Origin of the sequence: Streptomyces sp. NPDC017676 (assembly GCF_044329325.1) — a bacterium.
Classification (GTDB): Bacteria; Actinomycetota; Actinomycetes; order Streptomycetales; family Streptomycetaceae; genus Streptomyces.
This window is the reverse complement of the sequence record NZ_JBIRJA010000012.1, coordinates 131,978-156,786: the sequence shown is the minus strand read 5'-3', so window position 1 is coordinate 156,786 and position 24,809 is coordinate 131,978. Positions and strand designations below refer to the sequence as shown.

General features: G+C 70.4%; 21 protein-coding genes. 11 read left to right on the top strand and 10 right to left on the bottom strand.

What is annotated here, in order from left to right:
• Window positions 1-155 precede the first annotated feature (155 nt).
• On the bottom strand, window positions 156-1,409 hold the full coding sequence (locus ACH4LD_RS26230) for a PP2C family protein-serine/threonine phosphatase (protein WP_398056734.1): 1,254 nt from the start codon (window positions 1,407-1,409) through the stop codon (window positions 156-158).
• A gap of 244 nt (window positions 1,410-1,653) precedes the next feature.
• Here ACH4LD_RS26230 and ACH4LD_RS26225 point away from each other — a divergent pair, with 244 nt between their 5' ends.
• A complete protein-coding gene (locus tag ACH4LD_RS26225; protein WP_398056735.1) occupies window positions 1,654-2,295 on the top strand; it encodes a carbonic anhydrase in 642 nt (213 codons plus the stop codon).
• A gap of 286 nt (window positions 2,296-2,581) precedes the next feature.
• On the opposite strand, the gene ACH4LD_RS26220 is transcribed toward ACH4LD_RS26225, so the two are convergent.
• A complete protein-coding gene (locus ACH4LD_RS26220) occupies window positions 2,582-3,094 on the bottom strand; it encodes a hypothetical protein (protein WP_398056865.1) in 513 nt (170 codons plus the stop codon).
• A gap of 501 nt (window positions 3,095-3,595) precedes the next feature.
• Between ACH4LD_RS26220 and ACH4LD_RS26215 the strand changes: the two genes are divergently transcribed.
• Both ACH4LD_RS26215 and ACH4LD_RS26210 read left to right on the top strand, forming a co-directional pair.
• Entirely contained in the window at window positions 3,596-5,524 is a 1,929-nt protein-coding gene (locus ACH4LD_RS26215) for a maleylacetate reductase and hydroxyquinol 1,2-dioxygenase domain-containing protein (protein WP_398056736.1), read from the top strand.
• A gap of 17 nt (window positions 5,525-5,541) precedes the next feature.
• Window positions 5,542-7,314 (top strand): FAD-dependent oxidoreductase, encoded by a 1,773-nt coding sequence (locus ACH4LD_RS26210; RefSeq protein ID WP_398056737.1) that lies wholly within the window; start codon window positions 5,542-5,544, stop codon window positions 7,312-7,314.
• 484 nt (window positions 7,315-7,798) lie between these two features.
• Here the strand turns inward: ACH4LD_RS26210 and ACH4LD_RS26205 are convergent, their stop codons facing one another.
• Complete coding sequence (locus tag ACH4LD_RS26205; protein ID WP_398056738.1) at window positions 7,799-8,668, bottom strand: helix-turn-helix domain-containing protein; 870 nt, start codon at window positions 8,666-8,668, stop codon at window positions 7,799-7,801.
• A gap of 334 nt (window positions 8,669-9,002) precedes the next feature.
• On the opposite strand from ACH4LD_RS26205, the gene ACH4LD_RS26200 reads away from it, so the two are divergent.
• Both ACH4LD_RS26200 and ACH4LD_RS26195 read left to right on the top strand, forming a co-directional pair.
• Complete coding sequence (locus ACH4LD_RS26200; protein WP_398056739.1) at window positions 9,003-9,335, top strand: non-heme iron oxygenase ferredoxin subunit; 333 nt, start codon at window positions 9,003-9,005, stop codon at window positions 9,333-9,335.
• On the top strand, window positions 9,332-9,934 hold the full coding sequence (locus ACH4LD_RS26195; protein ID WP_398056740.1) for a TetR/AcrR family transcriptional regulator: 603 nt from the start codon (window positions 9,332-9,334) through the stop codon (window positions 9,932-9,934). The genes ACH4LD_RS26200 and ACH4LD_RS26195 overlap by 4 nt, the downstream gene beginning before the upstream one ends.
• 691 nt (window positions 9,935-10,625) lie before the next feature.
• Here the strand turns inward: ACH4LD_RS26195 and ACH4LD_RS26190 are convergent.
• Window positions 10,626-11,102 carry a hypothetical protein gene (locus ACH4LD_RS26190; RefSeq protein WP_398056741.1) on the bottom strand — a complete coding sequence of 159 codons (477 nt, stop codon included), beginning with the start codon at window positions 11,100-11,102 and terminating at the stop codon, window positions 10,626-10,628.
• A 415-nt stretch (window positions 11,103-11,517) separates the two neighbouring features.
• On the opposite strand from ACH4LD_RS26190, the gene ACH4LD_RS26185 reads away from it, so the two are divergent.
• On the top strand, window positions 11,518-13,104 hold the full coding sequence (locus tag ACH4LD_RS26185; protein WP_398056742.1) for a N,N-dimethylformamidase beta subunit family domain-containing protein: 1,587 nt from the start codon (window positions 11,518-11,520) through the stop codon (window positions 13,102-13,104).
• Window positions 13,105-13,216: 112 nt separating this feature from the next.
• Here ACH4LD_RS26185 and ACH4LD_RS26180 read toward each other — a convergent pair whose 3' ends face one another.
• Window positions 13,217-13,549: an antibiotic biosynthesis monooxygenase family protein gene (locus ACH4LD_RS26180; RefSeq protein ID WP_398056743.1), complete on the bottom strand. Its 333-nt coding sequence runs from the start codon at window positions 13,547-13,549 to the stop codon at window positions 13,217-13,219.
• Between the two features lie 247 nt (window positions 13,550-13,796).
• Window positions 13,797-15,044, bottom strand: coding sequence for an MFS transporter (locus ACH4LD_RS26175; protein ID WP_398056744.1), 1,248 nt, complete (start codon window positions 15,042-15,044; stop codon window positions 13,797-13,799).
• 288 nt (window positions 15,045-15,332) lie between these two features.
• Here ACH4LD_RS26175 and ACH4LD_RS26170 point away from each other — a divergent pair, with 288 nt between their 5' ends.
• From ACH4LD_RS26170 to ACH4LD_RS26155, 4 genes are all read left to right on the top strand, one after another.
• On the top strand, window positions 15,333-16,016 hold the full coding sequence (locus tag ACH4LD_RS26170) for a CbrC family protein (protein WP_398056745.1): 684 nt from the start codon (window positions 15,333-15,335) through the stop codon (window positions 16,014-16,016).
• Window positions 16,017-16,127: 111 nt separating this feature from the next.
• Complete coding sequence (locus tag ACH4LD_RS26165) at window positions 16,128-16,676, top strand: GNAT family N-acetyltransferase (RefSeq protein WP_398106190.1); 549 nt, start codon at window positions 16,128-16,130, stop codon at window positions 16,674-16,676.
• A gap of 139 nt (window positions 16,677-16,815) precedes the next feature.
• A complete protein-coding gene (locus ACH4LD_RS26160; RefSeq protein WP_398056747.1) occupies window positions 16,816-17,208 on the top strand; it encodes a hypothetical protein in 393 nt (130 codons plus the stop codon).
• Between the two features lie 463 nt (window positions 17,209-17,671).
• Window positions 17,672-18,913 (top strand): alpha/beta hydrolase family protein, encoded by a 1,242-nt coding sequence (locus tag ACH4LD_RS26155; protein WP_398056748.1) that lies wholly within the window; start codon window positions 17,672-17,674, stop codon window positions 18,911-18,913.
• A 190-nt stretch (window positions 18,914-19,103) separates the two neighbouring features.
• Here the strand turns inward: ACH4LD_RS26155 and ACH4LD_RS26150 are convergent, their stop codons facing one another.
• A complete protein-coding gene (locus ACH4LD_RS26150; protein WP_398056749.1) occupies window positions 19,104-19,487 on the bottom strand; it encodes a hypothetical protein in 384 nt (127 codons plus the stop codon).
• A gap of 222 nt (window positions 19,488-19,709) precedes the next feature.
• On the opposite strand from ACH4LD_RS26150, the gene ACH4LD_RS26145 reads away from it, so the two are divergent.
• Window positions 19,710-20,153 carry an ankyrin repeat domain-containing protein gene (locus ACH4LD_RS26145; protein ID WP_398056750.1) on the top strand — a complete coding sequence of 148 codons (444 nt, stop codon included), beginning with the start codon at window positions 19,710-19,712 and terminating at the stop codon, window positions 20,151-20,153.
• 195 nt (window positions 20,154-20,348) lie between these two features.
• Here the strand turns inward: ACH4LD_RS26145 and ACH4LD_RS26140 are convergent, their stop codons facing one another.
• The 3 genes from ACH4LD_RS26140 to ACH4LD_RS26130 form a co-directional block, all read right to left on the bottom strand.
• Window positions 20,349-20,738: a hypothetical protein gene (locus tag ACH4LD_RS26140; RefSeq protein WP_398056751.1), complete on the bottom strand. Its 390-nt coding sequence runs from the start codon at window positions 20,736-20,738 to the stop codon at window positions 20,349-20,351.
• Window positions 20,739-20,882: 144 nt separating this feature from the next.
• Window positions 20,883-21,368, bottom strand: coding sequence for a hypothetical protein (locus ACH4LD_RS26135; RefSeq protein WP_398056752.1), 486 nt, complete (start codon window positions 21,366-21,368; stop codon window positions 20,883-20,885).
• Window positions 21,369-22,337: 969 nt separating this feature from the next.
• Window positions 22,338-23,573 (bottom strand): epoxide hydrolase family protein, encoded by a 1,236-nt coding sequence (locus tag ACH4LD_RS26130; RefSeq protein ID WP_398056753.1) that lies wholly within the window; start codon window positions 23,571-23,573, stop codon window positions 22,338-22,340.
• Window positions 23,574-24,809 lie beyond the last annotated feature (1,236 nt).

The following is a 24,809-nucleotide window of genomic DNA, read 5'->3' as shown; positions in this document are numbered from 1 at the left end:
GGGTGGCTGTGGACGGTGTCACCCCAGAAGGGCACTGGTCGGTCGTCTTCACCGAACAGGTAGCCGCTGTGTCGTGGGGTGTGCCGGTGCTGGTCGAGGGAGCGCGCGCCGGGCAGCGCGTCCGCAGGGCAAGGCCGGACGGGCCTGCTCGCCGGTCAGAGTCGCACGACGATCAGCGCGATGTCGTCGCGGCCGCCGCTTGAGACGCCGAGGCGTGCCAGGACGGAGTCGGCGAGTTGTTCGGTGCCGAGGCGGCCGCATGCGCTGAGCACATCGGTCAGGCGTTCAAGGCCGGCGTCGATGTCCTCGCCGCGGCGCTCGATCAGCCCGTCGGTGTACAGCACGAGGGTGTCACCGGGTCTGTAGGGCAGGCTGGCCTGTGGGCGCGGGACGTGCTGGGGGCGGGCGCCGAGCGGTGGGTCGGTGGCCTGGTCGAGCTGTTCCCAGCCGCCGTCGGGGTGAAGGAGTATCGGCGGTGGGTGACCGGCGTTGCTGTAGGTGATCAGGCGGCTGCGGGTGTCGGTGAGCACCTGGACGGCGGTGGTGCCCAGAGCGTCCTCGATGGACCGGGCGTACAGGCCGAGGACTTCCAGCGCCTGGGCGGGACGTTCCAGGGCGCGGGTGGCAGCGGACAGGGCGCTGCGGAGCATCCCCATGACGGCTGCGGCCTGAAGGCCGTGGCCGATGACATCGCCGACGGCGAGGGCGAGCCGGTCGGGAGGGATGTCGACGACGTCGTACCAGTCACCGCACACGTTGAGCGAGCCGGTGGCGGGCAGGTAGCGCACGGTGACATCGTGGGGGTGCTGCGCCAGGTCGGGGGCATGGAGCATGGCTTCCTGCAGGGCGAGGGCGACCTCGCGTTCCCGCGTGTGGGCCTGGCGCAGTTCCTCGTTCAGCCGCTGCAGCTCCCGCGCCCGCGCGTACAGCTCGGCCTCCAGCGCCTGGGTCTCCTCCAAGTACTGGCCGACCCGGACACCGGCGGGCTCCGCGGCCTGGTGGGCTTTGACGAAGGCGGTGACGTCCTCGACCCGGTGGATGATGTAGGCCACCCGCCCGTCCGGGCCCAGGACGGGCGTGTTCACCGGGGACCACCAACGTTCCTCGAAGACTCCCGGCCGGCCCGTGACGGGGATGTCGTACTTCTGCAGGCCCATCGTGTCGGGCCGGCTGGTGGCGAGGACCCGGTGCAGGGAAGCGTCGAGGTTGCGGACCCCGTCGGCCTCCGGGTCGGCGGGGTTGTCCGGGAACGCGGTGAAGATGTGCAGGCCGAGCAGGTCCTCGCGGGTGCGTTCGGTGGCCTCCAGATAGGCCTGGTTCACATCGACGATGATCAGGTCCGGGCCGAGTACCAGGTACGGGCTCGGTGTGGCGGCGAACAGTGCCGCGTGATCAACCCGCGATGCCATCGGTGGCACTCCCTTCCGGCCCCAACAGCCCTCACCCTCAAGTTACGGTCCGCCATCCGTCCGCGCCCGCCATCTCCTCCCGCACTCCCGGACCAGCGGCGCCGCGCGCCGAGGCTCCGCGGTGAGGCGGGCGCCCCGGGCCCGGCGCCTGATGCCGACGCCCGAGCCGTCGGCATCACCCGACCCGGCGACGTTCGAGGGCCCGGGCGGTGCGACGACGGGGGCCGGGTTCTAAGCTGCGGTCATGACCGAGATCCAGAACCCGACGCCCCGAGACGCCTTCGAGCTGCTGCTGTCCGGCAACCAGCGCTTCGTCGCCGGCGCCCCGGAGCACCCGAACCAGGACGCCACCCGCCGCGCCGAGATCGCACCGTCCCAGCAGCCCTTCGCCGTGCTGTTCGGGTGCTCGGACTCCCGGCTGGCCGCCGAGATCATCTTCGACCGTGGCCTGGGCGACCTGTTCGTGGTGCGCACCGCGGGTCACGTGGTGGGCGCGGAGGTGCTGGGCAGCATCGAGTACGGCGTGGACGTGCTGGGCTGCCCGCTGGTCGTGGTACTGGGTCACGACTCGTGCGGGGCGGTCGGCGCGGCGTGCGCCGCGCTGGAGGACGGCATGGCACCGGCCGGGTACGTCCGGGACGTCGTCGAACGGGTGACCCCCAGCGTGCTGGCGGCGCGGGCCGCCGGACGGGTCGAGCCGGACGAGATCCTCGCCGAGCACATAAGGCACACCGTCGACCTGCTGCTGGACCGCTCCCGGGTGCTCGCCGAGAAGGTCGCCGCCGGCGAGGCCGCCGTGGTGGGCCTGTGCTACCGCCTGGCCGACGGCAGTGCACAGCTCGTCGCCTCTCACGGCATCGATGCGGTGGCCCCGGCCGCGTCCTGACCGCTGACCGCCCCGGCCGCGGCTGTTCAGCATGATGTGCCGTGGTCGGAGATCTCCGCTTGATCATCCATGGAACGGCACCGCCCGATGGCTCGCGGAGCCGACCACGTGCCCGGCACCGCCCCCGCGCCGACCTGGCGCGGGGGCGTGGGCTGCGAGGTGCGAGATGCCGGGGGAGGGGCGACGGTCCTCACCGGCGACAGCAGGCATGAGCGCACCCGTCCATAGGCGCACCCGTCCCGCGACTGCCCGGTGGCCACGGGACGGTGCGCCGGGACGAGCGGTATCAGCCGACGGTGAGCTGGAAGTAGGCAGTCTCCCGGTAGCCGGTGTCGGGTACGGCCACCTCGACGGTGACCGGGACACCTGCCCGGGTCGGCTTCACCTGGACGGGTACTGTGCGCTTCTCGCCCTCGGCGAGCGGCGGCACCAGGTCGGAGGCGGCTGCCTGGCGATTCAGCCAGTCCAGGTCGTAGTCGGTGACGTAGTCGTCGAAGCTTTCGCCGGGACGTACGACCAGCGGTGCCGGGCCGATCTCGGAGACGCTGTCGTCGAGCGACGGGCCACCTGGGAGTAGTTCGGCGTCGGTACCGTTCTCATAGGTCACGGAGAAGGCGTGGGTGCCGTCGCCCTTGGCGATCGGCGGACTCACGGTGACCTTCAGACCGTCTTCGAACTGGGCCGTCTCGCCGGGACCGAGGGGATCGGCCTCTGTTCCTGAGCGGCCTGTCTGTTCCATCTGTCCGTACCCGTCCAGGCCCTTCTCCAGGTCTTCCAACGCGTAGGCCCCGTACGCCACCAAGGCGACGATGATGATCGCTGCGAGCGCGCAGCCGCTGAACCACCGTGTACTGCCCGCAGCCCGGTGTCGGTGGAGGGCGGATCCATGTCCATGACGGGCACGATAGAAACCGGCCGGCAGACGATCACGAGTCGGCGTACTCAGGACAGCTAGGTATGTGTCCCCACGTCCCTGGTTCCGCGCCGTGGGACTGAGCGTGTCGCGCGCCGAAACGGCCGTACAAACCGCCCGCTTCCTTGACGACTGAACCGCGCCCCGCCAAGGGAGTACCGGCAGTCCTGCCCCTCCCGGAAGCCCAGCGGGCCTGGGCGCGCTTGCCACCGGTATCCGGCCAGGGAGCCGGGGCAAGCAGCTCCCCGGTGCGCCGGCCCCCGGAACACACGCGCGTTTCGTGCAGCCCGGCGCGCGCATCGTGCAGGACGACGTGCCGCCCTCCTCCGCACACTCGGTGATCCAAGCCATCGACGCACACCGGATGACAGGCGGAGGCAGAACTCGATGCGGACGTTCGTCTACACATCCCGTCCCTCGCGGGTCGTCTTCGGAGCCGGCACGGTGGGCCGGCTCCGCGAGGAGGTCGAGCGGCTCGGCCGCTCCCGTGTCCTGCTGCTGTCCAGCCGGCCCCTGGCCGGGACCGCCGCACGGGTCCGCGAGGTGCTGGGAGACCTCGTCGTGGCGGAGTTCGACGGTGCCGCCATGCACACCCCGGTCGAGGTGACCGAGCAGGCGCTCGACGTGCTCACGCAGGCTTCGGCCGACGTCGTCGTGGCCGTCGGCGGCGGCTCGACGACCGGCCTGTCGAAGGCGCTGGCCCTGCGTACGGACCTCCCGCAGGTGATCCTGCCGACCACCTACGCCGGGTCCGAGGTGACCCCGGTGCTCGGCGAGACCAGGGACGGGCGCAAGGTCACCCAGTCCTCCCCGGCGATCCTGCCCGAGACCGTCGTCTACGACGTCGACTTCACCCTCACCCTGCCGCTGCCCATGACGGTGACGAGCGGCGTCAACGCCCTCGCGCACGCGGTCGAGGCCCTGTACTCGGCCGACGCCAACCCGGTGACGGACCGGCAGGCCCTCGACGCGATCTCGGGCATCGCATCGGCACTGCCGCGGCTGGCCGCCGACCCGGCCGACCCGGACGCCCGGGCGGACCTGTTGCACGCCGCCTGGCTCGCCGGTACCTGCCTCGCCACGGTCGGCATGGGACTGCACCACAAGCTGTGCCACACCCTCGGCGGCAGCTTCGGCCTGCCGCACGCCGAGACCCACACCGTCGTGCTGGCGCACGCCATGGCCTACAACGCACTCGCCGTCCCCGACGTCATGCGCCGCGTCGCCGACGCCCTGGGCGTGCCCGACGCGCCGAGCGGCGTGTACGACCTGATCGTCTCCCTGGGCGGCCCCACCTCGCTGCGCGAGCTCGGCATGGCCGAGTCCGACCTCCCACGCGCGGCCGAACTGGCCGTCGCGACGCCGTACCCCAACCCGCGCGAACTGACCACCGAGGGCATCGGCGAACTGCTGGCCGGCGCCTGGCAGGGACGCCGCCCGCAGGGCCCGCCCTCGACGGAGGCGAAGCTGGCCCGGCTCACCGAGGAGGTGGTGGCCAGCTTCGCGCACGCCCCCGACCCCCGGGTCCGTACGCTGATGACCGACCTCGTCCGGCACCTGCACACCTTCGTCGCGGACAACGACGTCACCGACGCCGAATGGCAGTACGCCATCGACTTCCTCACCCGTACCGGACAGATCTGCACTCCGACCCGCCAGGAGTACGTGCTGCTGTCCGACACCCTCGGCGTCTCCAGCGCCGTGGACCTGCTCACCAACTCCCGCACCCCCGACACCACTCCGTCCGCCGTGCTCGGCCCCTTCTACGTGGACGGTCCGCCCGAGACCGCGCTCGGCAGCGACATCTCCGGCGGCCTGCACGGCACCCCGCTGTGGGTGGACGTACGGGTCACGGACAGCGACGGCGAGCCGGTCAAGGACGCCGTGGTGGACGTGTGGCAGTCCAACGAGGACGGCTTCTACGACGTCCAACTCCCCGATCTGGACGGGCCGGTGCTGCGCGGTCGGCTGCGCAGCGACAGCCAGGGACGGGTCACCTTCTGGTCCATCCTGCCCTCGCACTACCCGATTCCCGCCGACGGACCGGTCGGGCAGATGCTCGACGCGGTCGGCCGCCACCCCTACCGGGCGCCCCACCTGCACTTCATGTTCGACGCGCCCGGCCACCGCCGGCTCGTCACGCAGCTGTTCGTGGCCGGCGGAGCGTACCTGGACAGCGACACCGTCTTCGGCGTCAAGGACGAACTCGTCGTGGACTTCACACCGGGGTCCGGCCCCACCCCCGACGGCCGTCCGGTCGACGGCCCGTGGTGCCGGCTCGACTACACCTTCCGTCTCGCCCCCCAGGCCGGATGACCGAGGAGCGCACACCCATGACGACCACCGACCCGCTCGACGCGTACGACACCGACGTCCTCGTCGTCGGCAGCGGCCCCGCAGGCGGCTCGGCCGCCCTGCTGCTGGCCATCTACGGCATCCGCACCCTGCTGGTGACGAAGTACGGGTGGCTCGCCAACACCCCGCGAGCGCACATCACCAACCAGCGCACCATGGAGGTCCTGCGCGACCTCGGCGTCGAGTCGGAGGCGCTGGCCCTCGGCAGCCCCTCGCACCTGATGGGCGACACCGTGCTGTGCACGGCGCTGACGGGCGAGGAGATCGGCCGTATCCGCAGCTGGGGCACCGGCCCCGCGACGGCCACCGAGTACTCCGCGAAGAGCCCCTGCGAGATGATCGACCTGCCGCAGACCTACCTGGAGCCGATCCTGGTCGACAACGCGGCGGCCCGCGGCGCCAAGGTCCGCTTCGACACCGAGTTCGTCAGCTTCGAACAGGACGAGGACGGGGTCACCGCCCTGCTGCGCGACCGGGTCCGCGGGGACGAGTTCACGGTGCGGGCCCGCTACCTGATCGGCGCCGACGGCGGGCGCAGCACGGTCGCCGAGCAGCTCGGCCTGCCCTTCGCCGGCCGCATGGCCAAGGCCGGCAGCATGAACATCGTCTTCAAGGCCGACCTCGCCCGGTACTGCGCCCACCGTCCGAGCGTCCTGTACTGGGTGCTGCAGCCCGGCGCGGACACCGGGGGCATCGGCATGGGCCTGGTCCGGATGGTCCGCCCGTGGAACGAGTGGCTGCTGGTGTGGGGTTACGACATAGAGCAGCCGCCGCCGAGTGTCGACGAGGAGGCCGCCCGGAAGATCGTGCGCGACCTCGTCGGCGATCCCGACCTGCCGGTGGAGATCACGTCGACCTCGCTGTGGACCGTCAACCACGCCTACGCCGAGGAGTACTCGACCGGCAGGGTCTTCTGCGCCGGCGACGCCGTGCACCGCCATCCGCCGTCCAACGGACTGGGCTCCAACACCTCCGTCCAGGACGCGTACAACCTCGCCTGGAAACTCGCGATGGTGATCCGCGGCGAGGCGGGACCCGCGCTGCTCGACAGCTACACGGCCGAACGCGCCCCCGTGGGGCGGCAGATCGTCGAGCGGGCCAACCTCAGCCGCGACCAGTTCGGGCCGATCTTCGACGTGCTCGGCGTCGGCGGCGGCAGCGACGCGGAGGCCATCGCCGAGGGGATCGCGGCGCTACGGGAGCGGACACCCGAGGGCGCCAAGAAGAGACGGCAGCTCGAAGAGGCGATCCAGCTGAAGAACTACGAGTTCAACGCGCACGGCGTGGAGATGAACCAGCGGTACGTCTCCACCGCGGTGCTCCCCGACGACAGTCCGGCCGAAGTGTGGCCGGCCGACCGCGAGTTGGTGCACCAGCCGACGACCCGGCCGGGCGCCAAACTGCCGCACGCCTGGCTGGTCGACGCCCAGGGCGAGCGCGTCTCCACGCTGGACGTCGTCGGCCACGGTCTCTTCACCGTGCTGACCGGCCTGTCCGGCGGAGTCTGGGAGACCGCCGCACGCGCCTGCGGCGACGCCCTCGGCGTACCGCTGCGCGTGGTCCGTGTCGGTGACGACAACCACCGTGACGCCTACGGCGAATGGAGCCGCGTCAGCGAGATCGCCGAGGACGGCGTGCTGCTGGTACGCCCGGACGGACACGTCGCCTGGCGCCGAACCACCGCCGCCGAGACCGACGAGGCGGCACGGGAGGACCTCCTCGGCGCACTCCGCCACGTCCTGGCGCGCTAGGGGAGCCATGCGCTCGCAGAACCCGTGCCGACGCCGGGCAAGGCCCTGGCAGACGTGACGGACGGACGGTCGTACATCGGGCGAGGCTGTCCCGGCCGAGGACGTCAGCCTGCCACGCGAGGGCAACAGGGCGCGACGCCGCCTCCCCGGCGATCCCTCGCCACGCCGGAACCGGCGTCCCGCGCTGAGGGCACCATCACCGCCGCCTACGCCGCGCCGCCCAGCGGCGGGGCCGGCGGTGACCGGGGGTGAGCCGCCGGCGCGGGTGCGGCCGGCGGCGCTGAGGGGTCCCTCGTCCCGCAGTACCTCGGGCTCGGGCCGGCCGACGCGATCCGCAGGGTACTCGCCAAGGCGGACCTGGGAGTGGTGGCGCACCAGCCGGCCGCGGCGGGCACGGCACGGGTACATGCCCGGCGGGCACTGTGCACCGGGGTGGGTCAGAGAGGGGTGCTGGTGCCGGAACGCTGGAAGGGGACCGCCCCGGTCAGCCCGAGCGGCGCAGCGCGGCCGGGGTGGTGCCGAGCCGGGCGCGCATCACCCGGGTGAGGTGCTCCTGGTGGGAGAACCCGCAGGCGACGGCCACCTCGGCGATCGGGTCGGTACCGGTGCGCAGCAGCCGGCACGCCCGCTCCAGACGCAGCGCGAGCAGGAACTGGTGCGGCGACTGTCCCGTGCTCGCCCGGAACTGCCGGGTGAACTGGCTGCGGCTCAACGAGGCCGCGTCGGCGAGGTCCGCGATCGGCAGCGGTTCGGCCAGCCGCTCCTCCATGAGCGCGCGGACGGCGGCGAGCCGGCGTGCGGACAGTCCGGACCGGTTGTCCGCGGGTACCGCCTCCCGGACACCGTGCCGGCGGGCGAGCTGCGCGGCGAGCATCCCGGTCAGGTGGTCGGTGTAGGTACGGGCCGACGGCTCCCACGAGCGCACCGCGCCGGCCAGCGCGAGCAGAAGCTGCTCGGCCAGGGGATCGGTGGTGCCGAGTTCCTCGGACAGCTCCACGGGCCGTCCGTCGTTCGCCTCGCACAGCGCGTCGTCGGTGAGGTAGGCGTGGACCGTGTCGAGCGTGCCGCCGAGTTCGACGGCGAGGGTACGGCCGGCCGGCTGCAGGAAGAGCCCACCGGCCGGGATCGTCCGCGACCGGGAGTCCGCGCCGTGTCCCCGCCGCACGGTGACGGGGCCGCTCAGGTGCAGGATCAGCAGATGCGTGGGCGCCGGATCGAAGGCGGCACGGTAGGGCTGTTCCTCCTGGGTGGAGAGGTACAGCCGCTCCCAGCCGAGCCCGGCACTGCTGTGCCGCGTCCGCACACCGGGTTGCCGCAGGATGCCGACGGTGTCGGCCAGACCCAGCTCCGCCATGGTGCGACCTCCTCGTGGCACCGGATGTAGTTGAATCATAAACGGTAGCTGCGGGCGCGGAAGGTGGCGCACGCCGATTTCCGGCCACGTCCCGCAATGCCCCGCCACGAGCAGCCGCGTGACAGGGCGATCACCGCCGGTGCCGACCTGTCCTCGCGACGCCCTAGGTCCATGTGCCGAGGCGAAATGGGGCTGCGGGCGGGTTTCCACGCCGGGCCGCGTCGCTAGCGTGGGTGATCAGCCGTGATCACGCGCGTGACGCTCCCGGCCCGCCCACGCACCTCGCACCTCGGTGGGTCGGACGACCGCCACGTGGACGCACCCGAGGAGTTCGATGCCCGCCGGCGGCCACACATACCTCTGCACGTCCGACGCACTCGAAGAGGGCGTCCCCCGGCGGTTCGAGGTGGAGGGTGTGCCTGTCTGCCTGGTCCTGACCGAGGACGAGGTGTTCGCGATCCACGACGTGTGCTCGCACAGCGCCGTCTCGCTCTCCGAGGGAGAGGTCGACGGGTGCACGGTCGAGTGCTGGCTGCACGGCTCCCGGTTCGACCTGCGCACCGGAAAACCGCTCGACCCGCCGGCCAGACGGCCCGTCCCGGTGTATCCGGTGCGGATCGAGGAGGGACGCGTCTACGTCGACGTCGCACCGCGGAGCCATGGATGACCGAGCCCCCGGACGATCTCACCGGGGAGCGTGCCGATGCCGTCCGCAACCGTGCCCGGCTGTTGGAGGCGGCTGCCTGGCTGGTGGCCGAGCGGGGCGCCGCACACCTGACGATGCACGAGGTCGCGCAGGCGGCAGGGGTGGGCAAGGGCACGCTCTTCCGCAGGTTCGGCGACCGCAACGGCCTCCTGCTGGCACTGCTGGACGACGTCGAGGCCGACTTCCACGAGGCGTACACCTTCGGTCCCCCTCCGCTGGGACCAGGGGCACCGGCGAAAGACCGGCTCACGGCCTTCGGCTGCGCACTGATCGAGCGCGCCGCCGACGAGACGGACCTCGGCCCGGCACTGGGACGCCACATCCGCTGCGAACGGCGTCAGACCACCCACTACGGCCGGGCCTTCCGCCACCACGTCCAGGCGCTCCTGCGGGAAGCCGGCGTCGTCGGCGACCACACCATGCTCGCCCACGCCCTGCTCGCTTTCGTGGACCTGGAGACCCTGGACCACCTGCGCAACGAGGAGCAGGTCACCACCGCGCGGCTGCGGCTCGCGTGGGCGGATCTGGTACGGCGGGTGACCGGTGCCGACGAACGGTGAACGGAGCCCCTTCCGGGCGCCCTTCTCCCGCAAGGAAGACGCGCACGGCGTCCGTCCCGCCCATGGCCTTCGCCTCCCGGGTGTGGGCAGTGCGGTGGACGACGACGTTGCCCAGATCCCGGGACAGGTGGGCGGTGAGGGTGGCGAGGCCATGGTGCCAGTCGGTCCCGGCGGTCGGCGGAGGCACGACGATCACTTCCAGTACGTCCGCCGGATGTGTGGCCGTTCCCCCGACGACGGCGCCGTCGAGGGCCAGATAGTCCGGTGCCGGTCGGAGGTATGCCCGCGCCTCCTCAGGGACCAGGTCGATCACGGCGTCGCGCAGATCCGCCAGCTGACGCAGGGCGGCCCAGGCGATGTGTCCGGGGACGAGACGTACGGCTCCCCCTTTGCGCCTGGGAGCGAGGAGTCCAAGCAGGCCGAGCCGGAAGAGCTGCTTCCAGTTGGGTCGGCGTCACCGCGGCGGCCCTGGACAACTCGTCGAGAGGCAGCGGCCGGAGGGCATCGGCGGTGTGATGGGTGGCGAGGGCGGTGAGGAGCCGACCGGAGGTTCCGGGGAACAGGGCGGACAACGGGGTCGCGAAGTTCATGGTGCGTCCTGGGTGGGGTTCTCGCCGGCTTCGCAGGCAGGTGGGCACCGACGACGAAGCCGACGAGAGGATGGGGGCTCGGAGCGCCGGGTTCCGAGCGGTCAGGCGCCGCAGGACCGATCTTCCGCGAGCGCGGTGGCTGCGGCGTGGAACTCCGCGAGAACGTCGAGGAACCCGGCCCTGCCCCACAGCGCCGACCCCAGAACGGCGACACCTACAGCAGTGATGTGCACGGCCCCGGTGAGGTCCCGGCACGACACCGCGCGCATCGCCGACTGGTCTCCGCGGGCCCACGCCCGCGTCGCCTCGGCCACGGCGAACTCGTAGTGGGGCGGGGCGACCGTGGCGACCCCGTCGGCCCGCCGCACCAGGTCGTCCACCCTCCACGGCCTGCCGGTGAGCTCCATGATGCTGATGGTGGAACGCACCAGGCCGTTCAGGATGGAGTACACCTCCAACGAGCCGCCCGCGTCCATACCGTCCAGCGCCTCCCGGACCGCGATGCCGTCGTGGTCCACGTAGCCCCGGACCACGTCCATCGCTCGGTCGAGGGGCGTCTTGCGCGCCGTGTCGCTCATGTTGATCACCCTAGGGAGGCCCGGCCGGGAGCGGATCGGTCTCCCGGGGCACCATCCCTGGCAAGAAAGCACTAGGACCGAGGACCACCGTCCTGCCGGCCCTCGACAGCTCCGGTGAGCACGCGCGCTGGCCGGCCGAGGCCGGCAGACCGATGGCCCGCTGACGGCGATGGGCGGCGGGCGATGGGCGGTTGGTGATAGGCGGTAGGCGGTAGTGCACGGTGGTGGACGGCGACACGGGCTGCTGTCATCCGCCCCATCCGCCCCACCGCCCCAGCAGCGCCACCCGCCCCACCAGCGCCACCGGCGCCCCCCGTGACGCCCGGCGGCCGTGAGAGGGCGCGCCGCCCGCAGGGCTGTGCCACCTTGGCCCGGAGAGACGGGTGAAAGGCGAGCCGCAACCACGGGAGGCGCCATGGGGATGGATCCTGCCAGGCAAGGGGGTCCGGACGACGGGACGGCCCACGCAGGGCGGCCCGGACGCAGGCGCTTTCTCGGAGCGTGCACCGGCCTCGGACTCGCCTCGGTGACGGCCGCGGCCTGCGACGCGTCCACTCCCACGCACGGGCACCACCGGGCGGCCCTCTCCCACCGGCCCGAAGCGGAACGGGACCGGTCCGGGACACCCGATTGGCGTATCACGTCCCGGGGTCCTGCCCCGGCCGTCGCCGGCTACGTGGACCGGGTGAGCGTGACGCCGGGCGAGGCGTGCGGCCTGTACGTCTCGACGACGGCGTCGTCCTTCCGGGTCTCGGCCTTCCGAGTCGGCTGGTACGGCGGCAGCCAGGCCCGGCTCGTATGGTCGTCCGAGCGTGTACGCGGCCGTGTCCAGCCGGAACCCCGCTTCCTGCCGGACACCCGCACCGTGTGCGCGGACTGGCCGCGCACGCTCACCTTCGGCACGGCCGGCTGGCCGGAGGGCGCGTATCTGCTGCGGCTGGAGGCGGACAGCGGTCACCAGCGCTACATCCCGCTGATCGTGCGTTCCACGCAGGGTACGGGCCGAACGGTCCTGATCCACGCCCCGGCCACCTGGCAGGCATACAACCGGTGGGGCGGCTACAGCCTCTACGCCGGTGCCTCCGGCGCGTACGCCACCCGCTCCCTGGCCGTCAGCTTCGACCGCCCCTACGACGCCGACGGCGCGGAGAAGTTCATGGTGTACGAACGGGCGGCGGTGGTGCTGGCGGAACGGCTCGGCATACCCCTCGCCTACACCACCGGTACGGACGTGCACCGCGACCCGGAGGTCCTGCGCGGCGCGGCCACGGTGGTCTGTCTCGGGCACGACGAGTACTGGACCCCGGAGCAGCGCCGACATGTCACCCAGGCGCGCGACGCCGGCACCAACGTGCTGTTCCTCGGCGCCAACACCTGTTTCCGCCGGGTCCGCCTGGAGCAGGGGCAGACGCAGCCGGACCGTACGGTGGTCTGCTACAAGTCCTCCGCCGGGTCCGACCCCCTCTACACCACCCACCCCGCCCTCGTGACCACCGACTTCCGCCGGACCCCGGCGCCGGACCCCGAGTCCTCCCTCACGGGAGTGCTCTACGAGGGCTACCCGACGGACGCGCCGTACGTCGTCCGCGCGGCGGACCACTGGCTGTACGAAGGAACGGGTGTACGGTCCGGCAACGGCTTCGACCGCCTGGTCGGCGTCGAGTACGACCGGGTCACACCCGCGGCCCCCGTCCCCGAGCCGCTGGAGATCACGGCTCACTCTCCTCTGGTGTGCGGTGGCCGCCGCAGCCACAGCGACTCGGCCTACTACACGGCTCCCAGTGGCGCCGGTGTGTTCGCCACCGGCACCATGCGCTGGGTGGAGGCCCTCATGGCCGGCACCCCCGACGGGGGCCGCGACCACGGAATGGATGCCCGGACCCGCACCTTCGTGACCCGCACCACGGAGAACGCCCTGCGAGCCTTCGCGCGGGGCCCCGCCGCCCATCACCGCCCGGCGGCCCGCCCGAACGTCAGCGAGCTGTACAGGACCCGGACCTGAGTCGGCCTCAGCAGAACCCGGCCCCTGCGACAGCGCGAGGAGCGGCGACGGTCTACACCACGGCGATGTTCACCCGGAGGCGGGGAACCCACAGCACCCGCACTCCCTCCCCTCAGTCGCGACTGAAGGCGTAGGCACGCTCCACCCGCGCGACTTCCACGCTGTACGAGGAGTACCAGCGTTCACGTCCGAGCCGCTGAGCCTCAAGATGTTCGGGGTGGGCCTTCCATGCCGCTATCGATGCCTCGTCCGCGTAGTAGATGACGACGAGGTCCCGGCCGTCCTCGTCCGTCAGCGACTCGCGGCCGAGATAACCGGGCTGCGCTTCACCGAGTTCGGCCATGCGCTTGCTCATCGCTGCGTAGCCCTCAAGATCTGCGGCGGGCCGGGTGGTGATGATCACTGCGTAATACGGCGGCTCGGGACGGACGAACGAGGTGGTCATGCGAGAAGCCCTCCGTCAGTAAGGAGCGTGAGACGCCAAGGCTACTGACGTGCTTCTTCGGTGGCTACCGCCTCGGTCGGCGAACATCGCAAGGGCTGAGCGCCGGCCGATCAACCGAAGGTGACGCATGCCGGGTGTGCCTTCTTTGCCGGGGAAGGTGTCGGTTGGCACTCACCTGGACAGCAGCGCCCGGATCGACGAGCCCAAGGATGACTGCCATGGCACCGAACGTCTCACGATTCATGAGTCATGCGTCGTCGGGCCTGACACGTCCCCCTTCGGCCGCCGCACGTGGTGTGCGCGATGCCGTCCGGTCCCACCAGGCAGGAACGAGGGCAGTCAGCATCAGCAGGGCGGTCAGGACGAATCCCCAGGGGTAGCCGGTCGATGCGGCCACCAGGCCGGAACCGACCGCGCCGACGCCCATGCCGGCGTCGTAGGCGACGTTCCACAGGGCGCTCACCGTCCCGTACCCGGAGGCGGGCACCCGGGAGTACATCAGGGTGATGGTCGCGCTCTGGGAGATGCCGAAGCCGGCCCCGAAGACGGCCGCACCCACGACGGCCGCGACAGGAACGCCCGTGAGGGCAACGACGAGGATGCCGGCGGCCGACGTGATCAGTCCCGGCACGACCAGCCCGGCGGCTCCACGCCGGTCGGCGCGCCGACCGGCGAACCAACGGGACGCGGTCGCGGCAGCCGGTTGCACGAACAGCGCTGCGGCGACCACGCCGGAATGCCCTGGCGCCACGGCCGGCGGCAGAAAGGTGACGACGATCCCCGCGCCCACAGCGATTGCCGCGAACACGACCGTCGGCCGGCCGAGCGCCCCGGAACGAGCCCCGGCGAAGAGCCCCAGGGGCGGCCCCGACACCGCTTCCCGGCCGGGCAGCCCCGGGACGGCGGCGATGGAGACCAGGGCGATCAGTGCCGCAGCCACGTAGACGGGCCCGTACCCCGCGTGCGAGGCCAGCCAGGTTCCGAGCGGCAGGCCCACCAGTGAGGGCACACCGGCCATGACGCCGATCAGGGCCAGCCCCTCGCCACGGCGTTCGGACGGGATCAGCGACGCCGTCAGCGCCCCACCCGCCACCAAGGTGAACGCGAAACCGAGCCCCCGGACGAAACACACCGCCACGATGCCCGCCATACTCCGCGACACGGTCAGGGCCAGGGCAGGAGCACCCAGCAACAACAACCCCGTCCCCAGCAGCACCCGGTAGCCACAGCGTGCGGCCAGCCATGGGGACATCAGCTCGCCGGCCACCGTGGCCAGCATCAGCACACCCGTGACCAGACCCGCCTTGTCGCTGCCCCCGCCCGGCAGGCCCTGCACGTACGCCGGGACGACTGACAGCAGCAGATAGAAGCTCGCCGAGGAGCCGACGACCGTCACAAAGCGCAGTAGCAGCGGTCGGGTCACCAGACGCGGCCGCGCCTCAGCAACATCCTCTCGGTCTCGGTCACGGTGTTCAGGATCGACGGAGGAGGCCATGAGCCGAAAGCCAGGGGACGAAACCGCCGTAGGCTCCCCGTTTTCAACGTGCTCCTACGCGGGAACACGGTCCCGGCGCTGCATCCACAACGGCGTTCCTGGCTTGCCCATTCACCTCTTCGTACGCCTGGACCAGGGCTGCCTCCCCCTCGACACGCGCGTGGCAGGGCAGGGGAGCCGTCGGCACCGGCCCCCTTCAACCACTCCCCACTGGAGCTCGTCCGACCGCCGAGCCGCGCGATGCTGGATGCCGTACGACCGACCCCGGCACCCGGAGCCACGCCCGGGGTGGAGCGGGTCGACCTCGCGGCAAGCTGTCTCAACCGGCTGGGCGGCAAGGAGCCCGACACCGCGCTTGAACGGGGACCTGCTCGCGGACAGACTGCTCTCCATGGGATCAGCAGGCATGGCCACCAGGGCGCAGATCGGGAACCGCTGATGAGTGCCGGCCTGCCCTTCTTCCGCTATCACCCCGACCCAGTCGCAAGTGGGTCCATCCGGGCGACTACCGAGACGTGCGCCTGCTGCAAGCGCAACACGGGCTGGATCTACACAGCCACCTTCTACACCGCCCAGGACGTCAGTGGCCGCTTCTGCCCGTGGTGCATCGCAGACGGGAGCGCTGCTGAACGCTTCGCGGGTGAATTCACCGACTCCTACGGGCTCGCCGGTGTCAGCGAGGACGTCTTGCACGAGGTCACCCGCCGCACCCCCGGTTTTCATGCCTGGCAGGATCCGCACTGGCTCGTCCACTGCCAGGACGCGGCCGCCTTCGTGGGCGAAGTCGGGTACACCGGGCTCGCGGCACATCCCGAAGCCCTCGACCGACTACGGGCCGACATGCGCCTCGACGGCTGGCACGACGAAAGCCACCTTGAACACTTCCTCGCCAACCTTGGCGAAGGGGCGACCGCCATGCTCTTCCGCTGCACCGTCTGCGGCACCCATCTCGCCTACGCCGACGCGGCCTAGCGACGATCACGCGCGCGGTCGATCACCAAGACAGTGGAGCGCGTCGACCAGGTCATGCGCTGCATGGGCAGTCAGTCCTGAGTGATCCCTGAGATCGATTAGGTTTGCTCCATGTTTGAGGGAACGCTGGTAAGAATGCGCGCGCTGCGCTCCGAAGACGCTGAGCACCACGTGCGGTGGCGCAATGACCCAGAGGTGGTGCGCTGGGCGGCCGGCGGTGACCCGTTGTTCGGCCCGGTCACAGCGGAAGCGATCCGGCTCGGTTTCGACACCATGCTGCGACTGAACCCCAGGGAGTCGGCCGTGTTCACGGTCGAGGACCTGGCAGACGGGAAGGTGATAGGCATGGCCGACTACCGGGACCTGGACCCCTACGTCGGAGTGGCCACCCTGGGAGTCACCATCGGCGAGCGGGAGTTCTGGGGCCGCGGCCACGGCAGTGACGCGTTGCGGCTGCTCGTGGGCCACCTGTTCGGGGCGTACTGCCTGCGCCGGCTGGAGCTGGACACCTGGAGCGGCAACGAGCGTGCCGTGCGCGCCTTCACCAGGCTGGGCTTCCGAGAGGAAGGACGCCGCCGGTCGGCTGTACTGGTGGAGGGGGAGCGCTACGACCGCGTCCTCTTTGGAATGCTCCGCGAGGAGTGGGCGAACCCCGCGTGACGCCGTATAGTCCGACAACCGCGGTGAGAGGCATCTACACGCCTGCGGGCCGTCCCACTTCACCTCTGCCGCCCAGACCACCGACAGAGCCGGTCCGGCACCGGGGAATGCGCCCCAAGGGGACGGAGCACGATCACAGATGCCCGCGTACGTCAGGTTGCAGGACATGCTGTTCGCAACCGGAACGGCGCTGGCAAACCGTACCCTGGGCGGACAACGCCGCCGCGACAGCCGGCGGTTTCGCCCTGGCTGCTGCACAGGCCCCCTCTTCGCCGCGCTGCTGACCGGGCGTTACCGATACGCGCCCCCAACCACCCGCACCCAGGTGTTCACCCTGGGAGCAAGCATCAAGAGCGCCTTCGCCGCGGGCGGTGCCGCACTCGCGGGCGGCTGGCAGTCCGCCGAACCGGCAAGCCTCGTCTCGGCGGTGGCCGGCTGCCAGATCGCTGCGGCCGTCCTCGGCGCGCTCTTGCTGAAGGAGCGCCGGACCAAGGTGGATTGCCCGCTCCAGGAGACGAGCACGAGTCACTGAACTCCCCTCCCTCCGGGCTGATGACAGCCGCGCCGACGTCTCCCACTGCGCCTCCCCCGGCCGACCCGGCGGCACGTCTGGCCAGGGCACGGGAGCGCCGAGCCCCGGCTCCGGCAGTGTCCATGCCCTCCACGCAGAACATGGACCAGCGAGTGCCCTGACCCGACCACACGTCGACGAAGCCTCAACCTCGGAAGGCCGGACGCGGACAGAAGCAGCCCCACCACCGACACGTGCACTTACAGGCCATCTCATTCGGCGATCCGGTGACAGTAGCTGAGCTGAGCTAAGTGCAGGCAGGAACCGTGTAGATCACCCCAGTTCGATACGGACGGGGTACAGGTAGCCCCCGTGCGCGTCAACAGGCCTGCCGGATGGTGGTGGCTGAGAAGATCCGCAAAGGTAAGGGGGCTCTGCACACGTACAGATAGGCTCTGCACACGTACAGTCGAGGGGGCTTGCCATGCAGACTCGCCGCGCCGTCATGCTGTCGGCTGTTGCCGTCGTCACCCTGTCCGCCGTCTCCGCACGAACAGCTTCCGCAGCGCCGCGCGAGGCCGGGCTTGTGCGGCTGAGATTGCCCGCACCCAGTGGGCCGTTCCCCGTGGGTACGATCTCACTGCGCCTCGTCGATACCTCACGTCCCGACCCCTGGATGACCTCGCAGCCGTACCGCGAGCTCATGATCGGCATCCGCTACCCGGCTCGCGCCGTCGCCGCGTACCCGACCGCACCACAGATGCTCCCGGGGGAAGCCGCCGGATTCGCCGCTTTGAACAACTTCTCCGGTGTGCCCGGCGATGAGGTCGACTGGTCGGCCACGCGCACGCACGCTCACGAAGGCGCCCCAGCCGACCGGGACGGAGGCCCGTACCCGGTGGTCTGCTACTCACCCGGTGCGGGAGACCCGCGTTCCCTGGGCACCACGCTCTGCGACGACCTTGCCTCCCGGGGCTACGTCGTGGTGACACTCGATCACACCTACGACGCCACGGCTGTTCAGTTCCCCGGCGGTCGCGTCGAAAGCACCGTTCTTCCCGCGGAGTTCGCCAAGGCGTACCCGGACCTTGACCGTATCACCGCGCTCTTGCAAAAGGCGCTCGCCGTACGGGTGGCCGACACCCGCTTCGTCCTCGACGCGCTGCCCAGTGCGCTGCCCCGGTATCTGCGCGGCACGGTGGACCTGGACCGCGTCGGCATGTTCGGCCAGTCCGCAGGAGGCTTCACCGCCCTGCAGGCGATGCACGACGATCCACGCATCGCAGCAGCAGCCGACCTCGACGGCGTTCTCGCATACGTCCAGGAGGACAGCACCCCCGGCAACCTCTCCACCGTCGCCGCCAACGGCCTCGACCGCCCGTTCCTGCTGATCGGCAAGGAAGGCAACGACCTCGGCACTGTGCCGTCCTGGGACTCCTTGTGGCGGCACAGTCACGGCTGGCACCGGGGCCTGACCCTGCAGGGCGCAGGGCACGCTACCTACACCGACGCGGAGGCAGTCATCCCGCAGATCGCCCATCGGCTCGGCCTCCCTCGGAAGACTGTTGTCGAGAACATCGGCACCATCGCACCGAGGCGCGCGATCAGCGCCCAACGGACCTACCTCGCCGCCTTCTTCGACCGCTGGCTGCGCGGCCGGGACGACCAAGGTCTGTTCGACGGGCTGTCCGACCGCTACCCGGAGGTGCGCCTCTTCTCCCGATGACCAGTGGTCGAGGACCAGGAGTGAGCGAAGTTCACCACATGGCCCCACTGCATGCTCCTGGACACCGGTCACCGCCACACGGGCACGGCCACCTCACGTGACCGCCGCGACGCAGCCGGGACAGCGCGGCGCGGGGCCGAACGGTCAGTCACACGTGTGCCGGACACGGCCGGTCCCGGCCAACGGCACATCAGTGGGCCAACAGGAACGCGGCGGCCAGCATGACGAGCACGGAGACGCCACAGAACGCCAGGTGTGAACGCGGATAGTCGTACCGCTCGCGCGTCACCCCTTCGTTGATCTCGTGCGCCCACACCGCGAACAGCTTGCGAGTCGGATACATGCCGATCGTCAGCCCGATGAGCGCGAAGGAGCACAGGACGAGCATGTCTGCCAGATCGAAGCCGCGCCAGGATCCGAAGCTCACCGCTCCTGCACCGCACACCACCCAGATGAAGGGATAGACCCTCCAGAACCTCTGGATGGGTATCCATTTGGCCATGGCGGAGCAGTGGATCACCAGTGCGGTGACGGCCAACAGCCACGGCCAATCCGTGGTAACCGACGTGAACACGGACTCCCCCTGAGTCATTTTGAACCCGCAAAGAGTAGCAGCGAGGTGAGAGGAGGCTTGTCGGCCGGCGCCGGCGGTGCCGTCGGCCGGCCCCCGCCGCTTCGCTGCCGGGCCTACGGTGGTCGCCGTGGCCGGTCCGGGGCGGCCAGGCCGCCGGGGCGTCGAGAAGGGGACCGGATATGACTCGTCACATCCCCTGGACGACCACTACCCTCGCCAACCATGAAGCAGCGTCGGCAAAAGAAACTCTCCCGCGATCTCCTGGAAGCAACTCTGGCAGCCGACGCCGTACGCGTGAAGGCGATTCTGAAGGCCGGAGCGCACCCGGAGCGAGGGGACAGTGACGGCACCACTCCTCTGTATGTTGCCTCGGTGCAGGGAGCAGCCGAGGTCGCACGCTTGCTCCTGGAGGCGGGTGCCTCCCCTGACACTGAGAGCAGGGGAGCGGGCTCGGAGGGGACACCGTTGTGCGCAGCCGCGTGCTGGGGACACACCGAGACAGTGCGTGAACTGTTGAGTCACGGGGCCGACCCGAACCTACGGGAAGACTACGGAACGGGATGGTCGCCCTTGGACTGGGCGACCAACGGTCCTCACCCCGGGAGCGCCGAACTCCTCACCGCAGCCGGAGCAAACCCCACGAAGGAACCGTCCAACGGCTCATAGCTCGATCAGCCGATCTCCTCACTCGCTCTCGCATGAAGCCCTGGACGAGTAGGCCCGATGTGTCTCAGTCACGCGCATCGAAAGGCCGTTGGTCAAGGTGTGAGGCTTGGCCCGGGAAGAAGTCGGCGCTTTGAACGTACTCCATCGCTGCGCTGAACTCCGGCTCGCCGAGACGGCGTTCCATCTGCTGCGGGCTCAGGTCCTCCACTCGGGTCTGGGTCCAGTACAGGTTCCCCAGAGGGGCGCGCACCCGCCCGGCCCTGTCACCGAAGAACAGGTGGGTGACCTCGGTGACAGAAGTGCCACCGGCCGCGAAGCCTGTCGGTGCACCTCGTCGGCGTCCTCGCCGTAGAGACGGAGGAAGCCGGGAGTAGGCGGCCACTCCGGCCGCGCGTCGAACATCATCACCACCGAGTCACCGATCCGTACCTCTGCCTGCTCGATGCTTCCGTCCTTGCCGGCGAGACACGCGAGCCCCACCACGTCGAACGCCCTTTTCATGAAGTCGATGAGCTGCACGGCATCCCGAGAGGTGATCCAAGGCGTCACGGCGTGGTAGCCGTGGGGAACAGGCTTCACGGACATGTGGCTGCCTTCTGGGATGCGGGTGCGTCAAGGTGGTGAGGACGCTAGCTCCGCTCCAGGCCAGGTCCTGTCCTAGAAGACGCCCAGACGGATGACCAGCACGAACCCCACCGCAGTCCTCAACTCCAGGAGAGGAAAACCTCCTTACGGCAGATCAGCGCGGCCCAGCCACTTCGGCTTGACTGGCACGCCGTCGGGGTATCGCTCCTCGGACGGCGAGGCGGACGGCATGATGTCCGCAGGCGCAGGCGCAGGCGCAGGCGCAGGCGCAGGCGCAGGCGCAGGCTCGGTGGCCTCGCGTGTATCGGTCGATTCCTTCGCGGGCTCGCATGCATTCGTTGGCTTCGCCGGTGTGGCGGTGTCCTCCAGTAACTCCGCGACCGTGAACCGGGTGCCCGAGGACCGCCAGGCGGCGTCATCAACGACCATCAGGAAGTCGTCGCCGTTGCGGAACAGCCGACGGCGCTTTCGCCTCTTGGGGTGATGAGCCAAAGCGTGCCGAGCATGCCGTTCCAGCTCCGCCAGAGCTTCTTCGTACGTACCTTCCACATATGCCAACACGTGCGTCTCCGCGATGTAGTTGTCCCAGTGCTTCACGTTCGTCTCGCGGATCAGCCCCCAGGTCGCCATGGGTACCTCTTTCCGTTGGGATCAGTACGAAGCGCGGCGCGTACGTCGGCAGGGGCTGCCGACATCGCCAAGCCTGTGATGCCCAGGCACGTGGCTGCGAGAACCAGAGTGGACCGATGTGATCCCGACAGCCGAAACCTGCCCCGGCCGGCCCGCGCGGCGGCTCTCCCGAACCCAGCTCTCCCTGCCTCCCGCTCCCTGACACCCCGCGGCAGAAGACGACCCCCGAGGGTGAGCAGCGACGTTCGCCAACCCGGCACGGCGCGTCCGAGTCCGCCGGGAGGCGTGAGCGGGCGGTGGAGTGGGGGAGGGCCGGTCAGCGTTGCGCCGTACCAGGCCAACGCCTCTCGCAACTCACCCACAGCCCACGGTGTACATTCCACGTCCACGCCACCCCCTGCTCTCCGTTCAACCCGGCCGGTCAACCAGGCGACAGGAGCCCTCTGAGGCTGCCGACGGGTGCTGGGGTGTGTTGCCGGATGTGAGCGCCTGTGCGCCCCACCTGCACTCTGCCCGAGTCCCGCAGGTTCGGCGCACGGTCGAGCGCATGGGGGCTATCAGTGAGCTGGAGTGTGTGGGGCGCGGTGATGGCAGCGGCTGCCCGCACGGAGCCGTACTGACGATCGACGCGGGGATCCCCGTGTACCGGTGCGATGACTGCCGGTACTACTGGGAGCTGGATGAGACGGAGCCGGGGCGCCGGGCGGAAGCGGATGATGCGCTGACCCGGCCGCTGGGGGATCCGGGAGAGGCCGGCCAGGGATCGGCGGCGTAGTCCGACGGGGTGCTCACCCTCAGCCTTACACCCTACGGCGCGCCCGGCGGGCCAGCTGTCTGGTGGCCATCGCGGTACGTCCGATGACGGCCGGGCCGGCGTACGGCGTGGCGAGCGGGGGGAGCCGGCTGACGCGCACGCTCGCACCAGGTCATGTTCGCTCGGCCCGTCCCCGGACGAGCCCACGGGGTCGTTCAGGGCCTACGGCCGTGGAAGGTGCGGCGCAGATCGCTCACCCAGGCGTCGGGGTTCTCCCAGGGAATGAAGTGGCCGCCGTGGTCGTGGGCGTTGACGTTGACGTGGTTGAACCAATCGGCCTGCGGGCCGTTCTTGAACGCCCGGACGCGCTCGTCGGCGGTGTGGATGCCGGGCGGGTTCTCGTACGTGACGAAGGTGAGTCCGACCGGAGCCTGTACCACCGGGGTACGGTCGTGGGCGGGGGACCAGGGACAGCGGTTGGCGTTGGCGTAGTAACGCATCGACGTCGCGATGGAGTTGTTCACCCAGTAGATCGTGGTGTGGGTGAGCAGGTCGTCCTTGGTGAAGACGGCTTCGACATCGCCACCGTTGTCGCTCCAGGCGTTCCAGCGCTCCAGCAGCCAGGCGAGCAGTCCGGCGGGTGAGTCGCTCAGCCCGTGGGCCAGGGTGGCACCGTCGAGCATGTGCACGACGAGGTGGGACGCGAAGCGGTGGTCCAGCTCGATGATGCGGGCGCGGACGTCGGCGGGCTGGCCGTCGGTGAGGGGTTGATTCCGGGCGAAGTCCCAGGCGCGGGGACCGGTGAAGTAGTCGAGCGGCAGCCCGGAGCCGATGTGGATGCCGTAGAGCTCGTCGGCGTACTTGTGGCCGAGCTGACTGGAGACGACTCCGCCGATGTCGCAACCCCCGGCGGCGTACTTCTCGTAGCCCAGGGTCTCGGTCATCAGGGTGTGCCAGAGATCGGACACCTTCCAGAAGTTGATGTCAGGGAAGCCGGTGAGCGGGCCGGGGAAACCGAAGCCGGGAAGAGACGGCACGATGACGTCGAACGCGTCGGCGGGATCGCCGCCGAACGCGGCCGGGTCGGCGAGCGGGTCGATCACCTTCGACCAGTGCCAGAACGTCCACGGCCAGCCATGGGTGAGGATCAAGGGGATCGGGCGGGGGCCCCGACCGGGCTTGCGCATGAAGTGCACCGGAACACCGGCGACGCTCACCTCGTAGTGCTCGTACACGTTGATGGCGGCCTCGGCCTTGCGCCAGTCGTAGCCGTCCCGCCAGTAGGCCACCAGCTCACGCAGATAGCTGTCCGGGACGCCGTACGACCAGTCCTCATTACCCTCCTCCAGCGGCGGACGAGTCAGCGTGAGACGGGCGCGCAGGTCATTGAGCACCTCATCCGACACACGGATCGAGGTGGGCTCCAGAGGGAAGGCGCGCGGGATGGTCATGCCGTGATTCCTTACTGGATTGGATGAGGGGTAGCGGTGCTGTCGGCCTGTCGGGTTGGTGGGCAGCGAGCCTGGCCAATTCAAGGAGTGCGGGCAGTGATGCGGCGAGTGCCTGGCTGCGGCGCGGGTCGAGCTCGCTCGTCGACCAGACCACGGATGCGCTCCCTTCGCCGCGACAGGACCATCCTGGCACCGGCGGGCATCACGTGTGCCAGCACCGCCCGCAGTCCGAAAGGCCCGGCTCATCGGGAGGGGCAAGCGTGCGGTCTCTCTGCAGAAGTGGGCGCAGTACGCCAGGTCCTGGCACGTCCAAGGAGTACAGGGGGGCGACGGAGGCGACCCATGCGCTGGCACCAGGACCTCAACCGGGGGAGTCGACCGGTGCCTGGGAGGCGCAGGGGGTGAGTCCGCCGAAGGGGGCGGGGACCGCAGGGGGGCCAGGCCGTGGCCGCTGAGGGGGTACACCCGCTCCCACGCGTCGAGGTCCGACCCGGAGACGAGGGCGACGGTGAGGGCGGCGACCCGGCGTGCTGGGGAATCCGAGGCGAGCTGGAGTACCACCCCGACGCCCGGACCTCGTGGCGGAAGCCCAGCCCGACATCGCGGTCGAAGGCCGCTACGTCACCTGGTCCGCTTCCTCCGCAGGCGCGAGCCATCACCGATCAGCAGGTACCTCTGAGGGCGGGTAGCTCGCCGGGGTTGTCGGCACGCTGGTCGAACGGGAGGTGCGGTCGGGCTCGGGTCGAGACACCGGGAGTCGGGCTGCGTCGCAGGGAGGCGGGGGCGGGCATCGGTCGTGCCCGTTCCGCAGAGCGGCCTGCCGGCACTGAAGCCGTGCCCATGACCGCGTCGACGAGAGCCACGTCGCCTTCCTCGGAACCGATGAAGAGTTCGACGCGATCTTGGTGCGCCTGAAGAAGAAGTCCCGTACTGGCCGAATCCTGGTAGGTCCATCGAGGGCGGGGTCAACCACAGTTACGGCGGGCGCTTCGCAGTTGTGACGCCGTGGACCTGGCAGCATGCGCCCGTGCCGGCCGGCCTGCCTGTCTGCCTGCACCGGAGTCGCAGGCAGGCTGCTCGGCGACCGGGTGATCATGTGGTGGTCATCTCGTCAGCACTGTTCGCCCGCGGGCGGAGAGAGCGGCACGTGTCCGGATGTGGCCGTGCGTACCGGCCGTTGCCCGGGCCGGCGGCGTCCATCGGACCAGACTCGTCCGACTGGTGGACGGATGATCG

Bases quoted from the DNA above. Each gene is read 5' to 3' on its own strand.
- ACH4LD_RS26130 (WP_398056753.1), bottom strand. From the start codon at position 23,573: ATGACCATCCCGCGCGCCTTCCCTCTGGAGCCCACCTCGATCCGTGTG.
- ACH4LD_RS26175 (WP_398056744.1), bottom strand. From the start codon at position 15,044: ATGGCCTCCTCCGTCGATCCTGAACACCGTGACCGAGACCGAGAGGAT.
- ACH4LD_RS26140 (WP_398056751.1), bottom strand. From the start codon at position 20,738: ATGTCCGTGAAGCCTGTTCCCCACGGCTACCACGCCGTGACGCCTTGG.
- ACH4LD_RS26145 (WP_398056750.1), top strand. From the start codon at position 19,710: ATGAAGCAGCGTCGGCAAAAGAAACTCTCCCGCGATCTCCTGGAAGCA.
- ACH4LD_RS26225 (WP_398056735.1), top strand. From the start codon at position 1,654: ATGACCGAGATCCAGAACCCGACGCCCCGAGACGCCTTCGAGCTGCTG.
- ACH4LD_RS26195 (WP_398056740.1), top strand. From the start codon at position 9,332: ATGACCGAGCCCCCGGACGATCTCACCGGGGAGCGTGCCGATGCCGTC.
- ACH4LD_RS26205 (WP_398056738.1), bottom strand. From the start codon at position 8,668: ATGGCGGAGCTGGGTCTGGCCGACACCGTCGGCATCCTGCGGCAACCC.
- ACH4LD_RS26200 (WP_398056739.1), top strand. From the start codon at position 9,003: ATGCCCGCCGGCGGCCACACATACCTCTGCACGTCCGACGCACTCGAA.
- ACH4LD_RS26210 (WP_398056737.1), top strand. From the start codon at position 5,542: ATGACGACCACCGACCCGCTCGACGCGTACGACACCGACGTCCTCGTC.
- ACH4LD_RS26230 (WP_398056734.1), bottom strand. From the start codon at position 1,409: ATGGCATCGCGGGTTGATCACGCGGCACTGTTCGCCGCCACACCGAGC.
- ACH4LD_RS26215 (WP_398056736.1), top strand. From the start codon at position 3,596: ATGCGGACGTTCGTCTACACATCCCGTCCCTCGCGGGTCGTCTTCGGA.
- ACH4LD_RS26160 (WP_398056747.1), top strand. From the start codon at position 16,816: ATGCCCGCGTACGTCAGGTTGCAGGACATGCTGTTCGCAACCGGAACG.
- ACH4LD_RS26180 (WP_398056743.1), bottom strand. From the start codon at position 13,549: ATGACCACCTCGTTCGTCCGTCCCGAGCCGCCGTATTACGCAGTGATC.
- ACH4LD_RS26135 (WP_398056752.1), bottom strand. From the start codon at position 21,368: ATGGCGACCTGGGGGCTGATCCGCGAGACGAACGTGAAGCACTGGGAC.
- ACH4LD_RS26155 (WP_398056748.1), top strand. From the start codon at position 17,672: ATGCAGACTCGCCGCGCCGTCATGCTGTCGGCTGTTGCCGTCGTCACC.
- ACH4LD_RS26190 (WP_398056741.1), bottom strand. From the start codon at position 11,102: ATGAGCGACACGGCGCGCAAGACGCCCCTCGACCGAGCGATGGACGTG.
- ACH4LD_RS26185 (WP_398056742.1), top strand. From the start codon at position 11,518: ATGGGGATGGATCCTGCCAGGCAAGGGGGTCCGGACGACGGGACGGCC.
- ACH4LD_RS26165 (WP_398106190.1), top strand. From the start codon at position 16,128: ATGTTTGAGGGAACGCTGGTAAGAATGCGCGCGCTGCGCTCCGAAGAC.